Raw genomic sequence first — 12,932 nt, forward strand, 5'->3', positions numbered from 1 at the left:
CCTTCGCTCGAGACGGTCAAGGTCTCGTTCGTCAGGATGTTCCGCCAAGGACGCGGCGAACCGTTGGGTGGAAAGGTGAGCACCGTGTTCCCCCACGCGGACCCGAGCGGCTGACGAAAGTTGGCTCCGAAGCGGGTCCAGAACCGGCCCACCACGGTGAGGACGGCTTTGCCCTCGACCACGCGCGCGAAGGCAATGACCTGATCGGCGCGAGCGCCCGAGACCGCGAGGGGCACGTAGAGTCCCCGTGTGAACACCTGAGGGAGTCTTTTCCTGAGAGCCAGTGCGCGGTGCAAGACCCAGAGTTTGACGTGTCCGTCGTGCGGGCGACGAACCAGGCGCACCACGGCCTGCGTTGGAGACGCCTCGAACCGCTTGTTCAGCGACGCAAGCGCACGGCGACGTTGCCCGTAGTCGACCAGGCGCCGGTTGTCGGGATCGACCAGGCTCAAGTCCCAAAACTCGGTTCCCTGATAGATGTCCGGAACCGCCGGGCGAGGTGACCTTGAGCAGGGTCTGAACGAGCCCGTTCCAGTAGCCCGCCCACTGGGGCTTGCGCACGAAGCGCTCGAGGTCAGTGAGAAAGTCCGCATTGCGTGCAGGGTCCAGTGCCGCGGCAACGAAGGCCTTCACGGCCTGGTCGTGAGCTTCGTTCGGGGAGATCCAGCTGGTGTGTTGCTTGGCCTCCTTCAGGGCCTTCTCCATGTAGCCGCTGATGCGCGCGACATAATCGGGAGCGGAGGGTAGGCCACCTATCGGCCAGGTGCCGACGAGGGTTTGGTAAAACAGGTATTCCTCGTGTCGGCTCGGGGCGCGCCCGCCCGGCAACGCGGAGGCGAAGCGCTCGTTGAGGGCGTACCAGCGTTCCACGGTGCGGCGCCAGGCGCCCGGCATCTCCGAGAGCACGGCGATCCTCAGCCGGGTGTCCTCCCCGCGTTTGGTATCGTGGGTGGCCGTGGCATTCAGCGTATGAGGCGTCTCTTCGAGCCGTCGTTGCTGCGCTCGATGGAAGGCCTCGGGCGAGCTGCCGAACCGGTGTGGTTCACCGCCCACCTCGTTATGCGCCGCCAGAGGAAAATAGCGGTAAAAGGCCGTGTCTTCGAGTCCCTTGGCCATGACCGGCCCCGTGACTTGTTGAAGCCGAAAGACGAAGTCGCGCCGCTCGGCGAGCTCGTCGTGGGAGAGCCCGTCCGGGTCACGAAGCAAGAGCACGTCGCGGATGAAGTCGAAGATGTCCCCGCTCATCGCAGGGTTGTGGCGCTTGGCGAAGTGGATCGCCTGCTCGATCGCGGCCTGGTCGCGCGGACTTGGGCAGTCTTCGCCGGGTTGAACGTAAGTGCGGTACACGGAGAACCCCGTGATGACCTGGGCCAGCGCCACCTGAAGGCTGTTCAACGTGAAGTCGCGGCTGTACCTGTGCTGCTCGGAAATGCGATCGAGCCGCCGCGCAAGCACCGTGAGCTGGCTCGACATGGCGGTGTCGACCACGAGCCGCTTGCTCTCGCGGACCACGTCCGAAAAGCGGTCTGGACCTTCGGCGACAGTCCGCGCCAACGCCTCCATCGCCCGCTGGCTGGCGGGGTCGATGCAGATCGAGAGCGCCAGGTTCAGATAATCGTATCCGGTGGTCCCCGCCACGGGCCACGTGTTGGGCAGGGTCTCGTCGGGTCCCAGGATCTTCTCGACCACGACATAGGCCGGGTGGCCCGTGACGGCCTTCCATGCGGATTGAAGGTCCTGAAGGTACTTTTGCGGATCGAAGAGTCCATCGACATGGTCGATGCGCAGCCCCGTGAGCCAGCCGGCGGCGGCATGACGGAGGGCCAGGCGATGAACGGCCTCGAACACCTCGGGCAACTCCACCCGAATCGCGGCCAGTTCGTTGATGTCGAAGAAGCGCCGGTAGTTGATCTCGTCGGCAGCGACTCGCCAAAAAGACAGCCGGTAGGCTTGTTCGGCGAGGATGCGCTCGAGGGTGTCGAAGCTCCGGGGCTCCCCCCGCGTCCCATTCACCACGAGCAGCGCCGCCTCCATCGCCCCCCGTGCGGTCGGATCGACCGTGAGATTGGCCATCCTGCGATAGATGATCGTGGTCTCGCGCCGGCGCTCACGCACCCGATCGGGTTCGGTCTCCGTGCGCAGGGGCAGGTGCTCGAGCGCGCGGATGATGCTTTCGAGCTCCAGCACGATCGTGGCTTCCGGATCGGCCTCAGCCCGGAGGCGCTCGAGCGCGATGGCCAGGATGTGCATCCACGAGCGTGGTGCAAGGGGGAACCACGCGTAAGAGAGCGCCGCGCGAAAACGACCGTCCACCAGCTGCACGGTCAGCTGGTTCTCGAGCACCCGGCCGTATTGCTCGCCCAGCACGGGCAGCAACACCTGGTCGGCAAGATCGGGCTTCGGGGGACGCCAATCGATGTCGAAATGAGAGGCGTAGGGAGAGCTCGGCCCGTGCTCGAGCACGTCGAGCCACCAGCGGTTGTCGTTGCCATCCACGCACATGTGATTCGGAACCAGGTCCGTCACGATCCCCAGCCCCGCCTGGCGGGCGGCGCGGGCAAAACGCTCGAAGGCGCGGTCGCCACCCAACTGCTGGTTGACCTGCCCGTGGTCCACCACGTCGTAGCCGTGCTGGCTGCCTGGACGTGCTTGCAGAATCGGCGACGTGTAGACATCGCTGATGCCGAGCTCGCTCAGATACGCCAGCTGTCGTTGGGCTTGCGGGAAAGGGAACGATTCAGTCAGCTGGATCCTGTAGGTCGCCCGAGGTACGTAGGCGTCGTTCAGGTCTCGGAGGCGGGAGGGGGGCGTCCTTGACGGCAGGCGCTCTGCCACGCCCTCCGTCGGCGTTGCCTCAGTGTTGGCCACGGTGCCCCCCTGAGGCGCGAGCGATCAACACAACCACTCCCGCGGGCCACGGCGGACCATCGCCTTCGCTGCCCGAGCGCACCCCTGCCGCACCCTCCCACATCCCCATGCGTATCGAGCTTACGACACGGACTTTTCCTGTCCAGTACTCCGAAGGTCCTGCACGAGAGCGTGCATGCACTGCGTGTCGTGCGTCGCAAACAGCGCCCGTGTCGGGCTTACCCGCGCGCCACACCTAGCGCCCGCAGGCCGTTCACGAGGGCTTCGACGAGGGCCCGCGGTGCCTTGTTTCCAAGCAGGCTCTGGTTGATCTCGAGCTCGAAACCCAGATAGCGGGACGCGGGCAGCCGCCGTCTCGTCGCCGTGGTCAACCCGTCGTCGCGGCCTCGGTAGGGATAGTTTCGCCGCAAACGCAACCCGGGCGCTTCCTGGCGCAAGGCCTTGAGCCAGCGCTGCGCCACCGCGCGCTCTTCGGGCCGGGCCGAATCGTAAAGCAGCGCCAGGTCGGCCGTCCGCACATGGCGACGTCCGGCCTCGTCGACGAGAACGGGCGTGAAGCTGTGGACCCCGAGGTGAAGCACGCGCCGTCCCCGCAGGTCATCGAGCGCGGCACGCACCGCCTCCCAGTGGGGCTTGTGGTAGGCAGCGAGAAGGGCCTCACGCTCCCGCCGCGGCAGTTGTCGGAACGACGCTCCGACCACCTTCGGGTGAGTGGGCGAACGGTTGAGATCCACGACCAGCCGGCTCACGGTCCCTACGATCAGCGGGGCTCTGAGCTCGCCGGCCAAGGCCCGGGCCACCGGTAAAGCGCCGATGTCGTAGGCCCGATGTGTGCGGCTCTCTGCCTCGTGGCCCGGCAACGCGTGGCGAAGCCGGGCGGGAAGCGCCGCGCTCGCGTGCTCGCAGGTGAGCAACAGGGCCCACCCCCGGGCTGCGCTCACGATGTGAAGCCGCCCGCGGGGCTCTCGGGGTCGAAGGGGTGGGGCATGTCGGGGTCGTTCTAACCGCTCGCGCCCCGGGTGTCACTCCCCGGGCACGGCCAGGGTGCTTGGCCCGGGGGCCGAGGTAGGGCAGGATGCGAGGCAGCATGAGTCGCCGACGCGGTTCCGATTGCGAGCGGCGTGGCGACGCCCGATGATACCCCCACATGGCTCTTGCCCTGGTTCTGGTCGTTTTTACCACTTTGGTCGTTTCAGGCCTATGTTCGCTTTTCGAGGCCACGCTGTTCTCGACGCGCATCGCCGCCCTCGAGGCGTCCCGGGCTGACGGGAGGCACGTCACGGGGGCCCGCGCTTTCCTCAAGATGAAGCTGAACATCGCTGGACCCACCTCGGCGATCTTGATCCTGAACACCGTGGCCAACACCGCGGGGGCCACCTTGGCCGGCATGCTCGCCGCAGAGGTCTTCGGCAGCGGGTTCGTGCCCGTGTTTTCCGGTGTGCTGACCGCAGCCATTCTGTTTTTCTCGGAAATCTTTCCCAAGACCTACGGAGCGGTTCAATGGCGACGCCTGTGGCCCGCCGTGGTGTGGCCCTTGGCTGCCCTCGAGCGGTCCTTGCGCCCGATCGTTTGGCTCACGCAGCGCGTGGCGGCCCTGGCGATTCCGAAGGGCCAACGCGTCTCGATGGCCACGGAGGAGGAGATCGTGGCCATGATTCGACTGGGGGCGAAGGCCGGCGAGCTCACCCGCACGGAGATGGAGTTGCTGACTGCGGTTTTCCACTTCGATCAGGTGTTGTGCCGTCAGGTCATGGTCCCCTGGGAGCAGGTCATCTGGTTCGACGAGGATTGGTCCGTGGAGCAGTGCCTGGGAACGGTGAGGCGGCACCGGCACACCCGCTATCCCCTGAGAGCCGGGCCACGCAACGACGTGATCGGCACGATTCACATCACGGATCTTGTGGGCAAGTCGCCGGAGGATCAGGTGGATCTCAAGGCGTTGGCGCGGCCGATCCGCAGCGTTCCCGAATCGATGCCGGTGGCCCGCTTGCTGCGTGAGATGCAGACCCTGCGGCGCCAGATGGCGGTGGTGGTCGACGAGTACGGCAACACCGTGGGCATCGTCACGATGGAGAACGTCGTGGAGCAGATCGTGGGTCCCGTGCAGGACGAGTTCGACGACGAGTCGCCGGATGTCGTCAAGGAAGAGGAGGGCTGCTTCCTCGTGGCGGGGCTCCTGCCGCTGCGCAGGCTCAACCAGCGTCTCGAGCTCAGGTTGCCCGGGCGAGGCGACGTGGACACGCTGTCGGGCTGGCTGGTGGCCGAGCTCGGCCGGCTGCCGCGCGTGGGTGACGAAGTGGCGTTCGGTCACGCCCATTTCGAGGTCACGGAGGTCTTGAACAACCGCGCGGAGAAGGTGCGGGTCACGATCGAAGAGCGTCCCTCGGACGAGACCCCCAGCCCCGAAGCTTCGTCGCCGCCCAACTGACCGGATTCCGGGCACCGAGACACGTAGCTCACGAGAGAGCGCTCACAGGGGTGGGGGGCGTTGCGCGGGTGGTTCTTGCTTCGCGGACGTGAAACGAACCTGTTTCATCGCGTTGCAAGTCCCGTCTTCGAGGCAATGAATTCAGTCACTTGAGACTTGGCACGGGCGTCGCATTCCTTCGGTTCCGAAAGGATGCCCGTCATGATCTTCCGCCAACTCTTCGACCCTGAGAGCTCCACCTACACCTACCTCGTCGCGGACCCCGGCACAGGTGACGCGGCCCTCGTGGACCCGGTGCGAGAGCAGGTCGAGCGGGACCTGAAGTTGCTCGCCGACCTGGGGTTGAGGCTGTCGCTGGTGCTGGAAACCCACGTACACGCCGACCACGTCACGGCGGCGGGGCTTCTGCGGGAACGTACCGGCGCACGCACCGTCGCGAGCGAGCGCGGGGCCCCGTGCGCCGACCTCCGCGTCAACCACGGCGAGACCCTCAAGCTCGGGCAGCTCGACGTCAAAGTCCTGGCCACACCGGGCCACACGGACGATAGCCTCAGCTTCCTCATCGGAGACCGCGTGTTCACGGGCGATGCCTTGTTGATTCGCGGAAGCGGCCGCACCGACTTTCAAAACGGAAGCCCCGAGCATCTGTGGCACTCACTCACGCAGGTCTTGTTCGCGCTGCCGGACGAGACGCTCGTGTTCCCGGGCCACGATTACAAGGGCCAAACCGTCTCCACCATCGGTGAAGAGAAACGCCACAACCCCCGCCTGGCCGGCAAGACGCGCGAGGAGTTCATCGAGCTCATGAACAACCTGAATCTGCCGCCGCCGAAGAAGCTTGCTGAGTCCGTGCCGGCAAACCGCGGGTGCGGCTTGCCCCAGAACTGACCCAAGCGGTGCCATACCCCCAAGGAGACAGTGTCATGTTTTCCGAAGCCACATCGTTCGAGGCCTTCGTCAACGTCGATCCCCAAACGCTTTACGAACTGGGCAACACCGTCCGCATCGTGGACGTGCGGGAGCCCGACGAATTCGTGGGCGAGCTCGGGCATGTCCGGGGCGCCATCCTGGCGCCGCTTGCGTCCGTGGGCGCGGCGGCACGGGCCTTTGACCCGGACGAACCCGTGGTGGTGGTGTGCCGCTCCGGCGGCCGCTCGGCCCGCGCGGCGGAAGCCCTTTGCCGCCTGGGATTCACGAAGGTCATGAACCTGCAAGGCGGCATGCTGGCGTGGAACGCGCTGCGCTTGCCCGTGGAGACAGCCCGATGATCCTCGCTGCGGCGCTGGCCATCATGGTGGGGCTCACACTGGGGCTCCTGGGAGGCGGAGGCTCCATCTTGATGGTGCCCGTGCTCGTGTACGGATTGGGCCTGCCGGCAAAAACTGCCATCGCCGCTTCCCTGCTGGTGGTGGCGGCCACGAGCCTGGTGGCGCTGATTCCTCATGCCCGTTCCGGAAACGTCCATGGGAGGACCGGATTCCTCTTCGGCGCCGCCGGTATGGCAGGGGCTTTCGGGGGTGGTCGCATCGGGGTACACCTGCCGCCCACGCTCTTGCTTCTGGCGTTCGCCCTGGTCATGCTGGGTACCGCTTTTGCTCTGCTCCGCCCCCGGAGCGAGAACGCGCCGACGACGTCGGTCAACGGCCCCCACGCGGGCGTGGGTCTCATCCTGGTGGAGGGCACGGTGGTGGGCCTCGTGGCGGGCATGGTCGGTGCGGGCGGAGGCTTCCTGGTGGTGCCCGCCTTGGCGCTCCTGGGAGGTCTGCCCATGTCCCGCGCGGTGGGCACCTCGTTGTTGGTGATCAGCTTGCAATCTCTCGCGGGATTCGCAGGCTACGCAGGTCACGTGGAGCTGCCCTGGGCGGTGTTGGGCGTGGTCATCCTGTTCTCAAGCGTCGGCGCGCTCCTGGGGCACCGGCTTCATGGCCGCGTGCCTGAACGGGCCTTGCGGAGGTTGTTCGGCTACTTCGTCGTGGGGATGGGGCTCTTCGTTCTGTCTCGCCAAGTGCCGGCTGAGGTTCAGGCCTCCCCGATGTACCAGGCCGTCTTCGTGGCGCGTTGGCCGTTCTGGGCGGCAGGGGCGGCACTTTCTGCCGTGGTGCTCGTGATGCTTTGGCGAGACAACCGCTTGGTGGGTGTCTCGACGGGCTGTGCCGAGCTCTGCCGCCTTCCCTCGGATCCCACCGTACGCACGTCGTGGCGACCGCGCTTCCTGCTGGGCATCGTCCTTGGGGGGGCAGCTTCGGGGCTCTTCGCGGGGCGTGGACCCACCTGGGCCCTCGGCAGCTTCGACGCTCTCGTGGGAGGAAGCTCACTTCTCAAGGTCAGCGTGCTCGTGCTGGCCGGGGTGCTGATCGGTTTTGGGGCCAGAGCGGCAGGCGGCTGCACCTCGGGGCACGGCATCGTGGGCATGGCCCAGGGCGCCCGCTCGTCCCTCATGGCCACCTTGGCGTTCATGATCGGCGGCTTCGCCACCACGTGGCTGGTGCTGCCGCACTGACCTCGTCTTCACACTCGGGAGAACACAACCATGGACCGTACACTCGTTGCAGGCGCCGCCTTCGGCTTCGTTCTTTCACGGGCGGGCGCCACGGAATACGACGCCATCGCAGGCATGTTCCGGCTGACCGACCTGCATCTCTTCGGCGTGATCGGCGTGGCGGTGGCCGTCACCGCGCTAGGCTTCACGCTCTTTCGCAAGGGGCTTCTGCGCACCTTCGATCATCAACCGGCGGCCCTCGTGGCCAAGCCCTGGAAGACCAGCGTCGTTTGGGGCGGCCTGCTCTTCGGGGCGGGGTGGGCCGTGGCGGGAACGTGTCCGGGCACCGCACTCGCGCAGATCGGCGAAGGACGCCTGGCAGGCCTGTTCACGTTGGCAGGCATCCTCTTGGGCGCGTACCTCGACGGCCGCCGCGAGGCGTTTCTCGCGCAGCGCGGTCCCGCGGCGCGCTTGCGCCCCGCTCAGGCGCACACCTAGAAGCAGCGAGCCGTCTTCGCCGTGGCGTGGGCCTGCTCCCGAGCGCTCAGGTCTCTGCGGCGAGCTTTTTCACTGAGGCCAACGCTTCGGCCACGTGTTTGCGTGCGAAGAGCTGGGAGCGGAACCTGTGGCGAAGCACGCCCTCGGCGTCGAACACGAAGGTCTCCCGGCCGGGCAAGATGCCCAAGGTGTCACTCACGCCGAAGAGCCTGAAGAGCGCGCGCTCCGGGTCGGACAGCAAGCGAAAGGGCAGGCCATGATGGTCGGCAAAGCGGCGGTGGCTCTCGGGGCTGTCCGGGCTCACGCCTACCACCGTGGCGCCCGCGGCGGCGAAGGCTTCGTGACCGTCACGAAAGGCACAGGCCTCGGCCGTGCAACCAGGGGTCTCGTCTCGGGGGTAGAAATAAACGACGAGTGGACCCGCGGCCGAGAGCGAGGCGGACGTGACGGACTCACCCGTCATGTCGATGGCCGAGAATGAGGGAAGGGCGTCGCCAGGTTTGGGGCCGTTCATCTGAAAGGAACAGCCTACCCGAAACCTCGGCTCTGCGCTGGGGAGGAGACAGGAACGTGGGCGATGCAAGGTTCGAACTTGCGACTTCCACCGTGTGAAGGTGGCACTCTTCCGCTGAGTTAATCGCCCGAGACTGCCTGCGAGAGGCAGAAGGAGGAATTAATCCGAAACCTTGGGTCTGTCAATCTCGCAAACGACGCCCAAGGTGAGTTTATCGCAGCACAGCCGGCGCGCGAAGCCCCGCGTCCTTGGCCCGGGCAGAGGTGCTAGTCGAGAAGCTGCTGGATCTTGGCTTCCAGGCTGTTGACGTCGACCTCCAGCTGCTGCTCGGCCTCCAAGTCTTTGAGCGCCAACTTGCCCGTGGCCAGCTCGTTGTCGCCCACGATGAGGGCAAGCCGCGCCCTCATTTTCGCGGCGCGCTTGAGCTGGTTTTTGAGCCCCGTGGGGCGGTGTTCCACCTCGACACGAATGCCCTTGAGACGCAAGTCCTGGGCTTTGCGCACGGCCCAGGCGTAGGCCGCGTCTCCCAGGGGAGCGATGAACACGTTCACGGGGGACTCGAAGCTCTCGGGTGGCTCCGCAATGGCCAGGAGCACCCGCTCTACGCCCATGCCGAACCCCAGCGCGGGGGTTTTGGGCCCGCCCAGCGATTCGATGAGATAGTCGTAGCGGCCGCCGCCGCAGAGCGTGTTCTGCGCACCCAAGTCGCCAGAGGTCGCCTTGATCTCGAAGATGACCCCCGTGTAGTAGTCGAGCCCGCGCACGAGCCGTGGGTCGACCCGGGCGTTCACGCCCAGATTTTTCAGCAAGTCCTGGAACCGGGCAAACGAAGCCTTCGACGCCTCGCCCAGGTGGTCGATGAGGTAGGGAGCCCCGGCGCAGAGCTCCTGGGTGCCCTCATCCTTCGAGTCCAAAATGCGCAAGGGGTTGGTCTCGAGGCGCCGGCGGCTGTCTTCGTCGAGCCGGCTCGCATGCTGGCGGAAGTAGGCCTGGAGCGCGTCCCGGTAGGCGGCGCGTTCGTCAGGCTCTCCCAGCGTGTTCACCACGACGTCCAGGCTGGCCTCGGGCAGGCCGACCTCGCTCAGCAGCTTCACCAGCATGCCCACCATCTCGGCGTCGATCCCGGGGGAGGGAAGACCGATGACCTCGGCACCAATTTGGTGGAACTGACGCAAACGTCCCCGTTGGGCGCGCTCGTGGCGAAACATGGGGCCCATGTAGAACCACCGTGTCACGGGTTCCTTGTGCCATTGGGCCTGGGCGATGTACGCCCGCACCGCGCTGGCCGTGCCCTCAGGCCGTAGGCTGACCGAGCGGCCGTCGCGATCCTCGAAGGTGTACATCTGTTTCTCCACCACGTCGGTGGTCTCGCCCACACCCCGCTGGAAGAGGTTCGTGTACTCGAGAAGGGGCGTTCGCAGCTCGCGGTACGCATAGGCATCGAGCAGCATGCGGGCCCGCTCCTCCACGAACTGCCACTTGGCAACCTCAGGGGCCAGGATGTCGTTCATTCCTTTGACGGTCGCGGGCGTGTCTGCCATGGCGCCGCCGGTTCTAGCAGGTAACCCGGCCGTGGGGCAGAGCCCGGGGCGAGGTTCCGGGGGCCCGGGACCGCTTCGCTACTCGCTACGCACGACCAGGGTGCCGAGGCGGCCCATGAGCTCAGCCACCGCCGCCTCGAGCCGATCGGGGCTTCGGCTGTCGAGCGTCACCTTCACCATGTAGTCAGTGGCGTGAATGTGAGGGTAGGAGCCGACAGAGACCTCGGCGTAGGCCGCTACCACGGCATCCAGGTGGTGGGCGATCCGACCCTCGGTGTCGTTCACGTACAGGGCCCGGCCGTGGATGGGATCTGTGGCCAATCGGTCCGCGATGAGGTCGAATTTGCGCTGCAGAATGGCGGGCACCCCCGGCAACACGAAGACGTTCTTCACGGCTACCACGGGCCATACGCTCACCGCCTCCACGGGCCCGTAGTGCAGCTCGGCCCCTTCGGGAAGATCCGCCATGCGAAGGTCTCGCTCACTGAACCGCTCGCCGAGGCTGTGGCGGATGAGGGAAGACAGATCGGGGTGTCTCGCCAGCTTCATGCCGAACGCTTCGGCGACGGCAGGCATCGTCACGTCGTCGTGTGTTGCGCCCACACCGCCCGATGTGAATACGTGTGTAAAGCGCGCGGACAATGCGCGTACGGCCGCGACGATCTCTTCGGGCTCGTCGGGCACCACCTCGATTCGTCGCGTCACGACCCCGAGCGCCCGCAGCGCCTTGACCAAAAAACGGGCGTTCTCGTCCTCCACTTTTCCCGAGAGCAGCTCTTCCCCGATGAGCAAGATCGCGGCAGTGGGCCCGCGGAGGACGGACGTGGCGGGCCCCTCGGACGAACGTGCCGAAGCGGAAGGCGGGAGCGACGATTCTTGGGTCACGACCCGCCAGAATACTGCACGGCTTCACCCTGCGCCCGACCGGGCAGCGCTGGCTCTCTCGCGCGGCCCCGTCGTCGGTTTCGAGACGCTGACTTGACACGGGGGGCCCAGGTGGGGCCAGATTCGCGCACTCACCAACCCTTGTTCTTCGTTTCCTCCCAAGAGGTGTTCATGCATCGGCAGCAACCCGTCTCGCTTCTCGTCGTCGGCTCGGCGCTCTTCGTGGCCTCCTGTGTGACCGTTCATGCTCAGCCTTTACGGGCGGCTGGCCCGGGTCCCTTGCCGCCCGCCGCGCAGACCTTCGGGGCGCCCGACGCGCAGGTCGGAGCCGGAGGCGCGGCGCCCGCAGAGGGGGAACCGCGTGCGGAGGGGCCCGCCCTGCCCGAGACCGAAGGCGTAGCACCGGTCGCTCCGGACGTGTCGCCCGCCATGCCCCCTCACCACATGGCAGCGAGGCCGGGCTGTGGCCACGGGGCCCCATGCCCCCGCTGCGCGGGCCGGGGTGGCCCCCCCATGGAGGGCGAGGGGCACGGGCCCACGGACCACCAGAAAGTCGTGGGCCGCTGGGGCATCGAGGCGCGCAGCCTCGAAACTGTCGAAACGTCTCCCAAGAACCCCGAAACGTCGGACTGCACCGGGGAGGCCTGCCGCCAGCTGCGGCTCACCTCGATCGGAATTCGCCGCTGGCATACGGAGTCTTACGCCTACAGCGCCGGACTGGCGCTCGCGATGGGAGGCGGAAGCAATGCGGATGGCGCGAGCTGGGACGTTCATTTCGGTGTGGGACCCACCGTAGGGGCCTACTTCCTTCTGTCCCAGTGGAAGCACCTGGCGATCAGCGCCACGCCCCAGCTCGGCATGCTGTACTTCGCCCCTTCCGGTAGCGGCAACAAGACCTTCACCGTGGACGTCCAGGGCAAGGTAGAGGCCGAGCTTCAGCTCGGATTCATGGGCCTGCCCGGCCTGGCGGTGGGCACCGACGCGGGCATCGGCTTCAAGTACAAGCGTGTCTCGGATGAATTTTCCCGCTGGACGGTCGGCACCGTGGGGCCGGGCAGCCTGTGGGGTATCGTGACGAACGCATTCGTGCGCTACTACCTGTAGTCAGACCCTCGTCACGAGCATAAGGTTAGGTCGTGCCCTGGAAGCCTCCTCCCGATGCCGTGTTCACCGTTCGCTCGGTGGTGCTCGACGAAGTGGCCGTGAGCCGCGTTTTGCGGCGCATGGCCTACGAGATCGCCGAGCGGGCGGGGCCCAACGTCTACCTGGTCGGCATCCAGACGGGGGGCGCCCATCTGGCGGCCCGGATGGCGAAGATCCTGGCTCACGACGCCGACCCCCACGGCAAGCCGCGGCTGGGCGCGGTCGACATCACGCTCTACCGCGACGACTTGTACCTCGGACAGCCAAAACAGGAGCTGGGCCGCACGGATCTGCCGGAGTCGGTCGACGGCCAAACGGTGGTGCTGGTCGACGACGTCTTGTACACGGGGCGCACCGTGCGCGCGGCCATGGACGTGCTCCTCGACTACGGGAGAGCCCGGGCCATTCACCTGGCCGTGATGGTCGACCGCGGCAACCGTGAGCTGCCCATCCAACCGGATTTTGTCGGGGTGCGGGTACCCACCGGACCGAATGAATCCGTTCGCGTGATGTTGCAGGAACGTGGCGAGACGGACCAGGTGGTGTTGCGCGAGAAAGTAGGGTAAACGAGGCGCC

At 66.6% G+C, this 12,932-nt stretch carries 12 protein-coding genes and 1 tRNA gene; 7 read left to right on the forward strand and 6 right to left on the reverse strand.

All coding sequences use genetic code 11. The features are described 5' to 3' along the window. Together treY and KA712_25770 are read right to left on the reverse strand one after the other, a co-directional pair. Positions 1 to 2,868: malto-oligosyltrehalose synthase (treY, locus tag KA712_25765; GenBank protein MCG5056364.1), on the reverse strand; the 2,868-nt coding region annotated here is incomplete at its 3' end. A 218-nt stretch (positions 2,869 to 3,086) separates the two neighbouring features. Then, the gene (locus KA712_25770) at positions 3,087 to 3,809 is read right to left on the reverse strand and encodes an N-formylglutamate amidohydrolase (protein ID MCG5056365.1); all 723 of its coding nucleotides are present in this window, start codon (positions 3,807 to 3,809) and stop codon (positions 3,087 to 3,089) included. A 206-nt stretch (positions 3,810 to 4,015) separates the two neighbouring features. Between KA712_25770 and KA712_25775 the strand changes: the two genes are divergently transcribed. The 5 genes from KA712_25775 to KA712_25795 all read left to right on the forward strand — a co-directional run bounded on the left by KA712_25775 (position 4,016) and on the right by KA712_25795 (position 8,273). After that, complete coding sequence (locus tag KA712_25775; GenBank protein MCG5056366.1) at positions 4,016 to 5,296, forward strand: hemolysin family protein; 1,281 nt, start codon at positions 4,016 to 4,018, stop codon at positions 5,294 to 5,296. Between the two features lie 201 nt (positions 5,297 to 5,497). Next, on the forward strand, positions 5,498 to 6,184 hold the full coding sequence (locus KA712_25780; GenBank protein MCG5056367.1) for an MBL fold metallo-hydrolase: 687 nt from the start codon (positions 5,498 to 5,500) through the stop codon (positions 6,182 to 6,184). Between the two features lie 35 nt (positions 6,185 to 6,219). Beyond that, positions 6,220 to 6,564 carry a rhodanese-like domain-containing protein gene (locus KA712_25785; GenBank protein ID MCG5056368.1) on the forward strand — a complete coding sequence of 115 codons (345 nt, stop codon included), beginning with the start codon at positions 6,220 to 6,222 and terminating at the stop codon, positions 6,562 to 6,564. Next, on the forward strand, positions 6,561 to 7,796 hold the full coding sequence (locus KA712_25790) for a TSUP family transporter (protein ID MCG5056369.1): 1,236 nt from the start codon (positions 6,561 to 6,563) through the stop codon (positions 7,794 to 7,796). The genes KA712_25785 and KA712_25790 overlap by 4 nt, the downstream gene beginning before the upstream one ends. 30 nt (positions 7,797 to 7,826) lie before the next feature. Continuing rightward, positions 7,827 to 8,273, forward strand: a complete 447-nt coding sequence (locus KA712_25795; protein ID MCG5056370.1) for a YeeE/YedE family protein — start codon at positions 7,827 to 7,829, stop codon at positions 8,271 to 8,273. A 46-nt stretch (positions 8,274 to 8,319) separates the two neighbouring features. Here KA712_25795 and KA712_25800 read toward each other — a convergent pair whose 3' ends face one another. The 4 genes from KA712_25800 to KA712_25815 form a co-directional block, all read right to left on the reverse strand. Further along, complete coding sequence (locus KA712_25800; GenBank protein MCG5056371.1) at positions 8,320 to 8,787, reverse strand: peroxiredoxin; 468 nt, start codon at positions 8,785 to 8,787, stop codon at positions 8,320 to 8,322. A 57-nt stretch (positions 8,788 to 8,844) separates the two neighbouring features. After that, a tRNA-Val gene (locus KA712_25805) sits at positions 8,845 to 8,916 on the reverse strand. A gap of 137 nt (positions 8,917 to 9,053) precedes the next feature. Next, on the reverse strand, positions 9,054 to 10,328 hold the full coding sequence (gene hisS, locus KA712_25810) for a histidine--tRNA ligase (GenBank protein ID MCG5056372.1): 1,275 nt from the start codon (positions 10,326 to 10,328) through the stop codon (positions 9,054 to 9,056). 78 nt (positions 10,329 to 10,406) lie between these two features. After that, positions 10,407 to 11,213, reverse strand: coding sequence for a competence/damage-inducible protein A (locus KA712_25815; GenBank protein ID MCG5056373.1), 807 nt, complete (start codon positions 11,211 to 11,213; stop codon positions 10,407 to 10,409). Positions 11,214 to 11,354: 141 nt separating this feature from the next. On the opposite strand from KA712_25815, the gene KA712_25820 reads away from it, so the two are divergent. Then, positions 11,355 to 12,317: a hypothetical protein gene (locus KA712_25820; GenBank protein MCG5056374.1), complete on the forward strand. Its 963-nt coding sequence runs from the start codon at positions 11,355 to 11,357 to the stop codon at positions 12,315 to 12,317. 59 nt (positions 12,318 to 12,376) lie between these two features. After that, on the forward strand, positions 12,377 to 12,922 hold the full coding sequence (gene pyrR / locus KA712_25825) for a bifunctional pyr operon transcriptional regulator/uracil phosphoribosyltransferase PyrR (GenBank protein ID MCG5056375.1): 546 nt from the start codon (positions 12,377 to 12,379) through the stop codon (positions 12,920 to 12,922). Positions 12,923 to 12,932 lie beyond the last annotated feature (10 nt).

It is taken from the genome of Myxococcales bacterium (genome assembly GCA_022184915.1).
GTDB lineage: Bacteria > Myxococcota_A > Polyangia > Fen-1088 > Fen-1088 > JAGTJU01.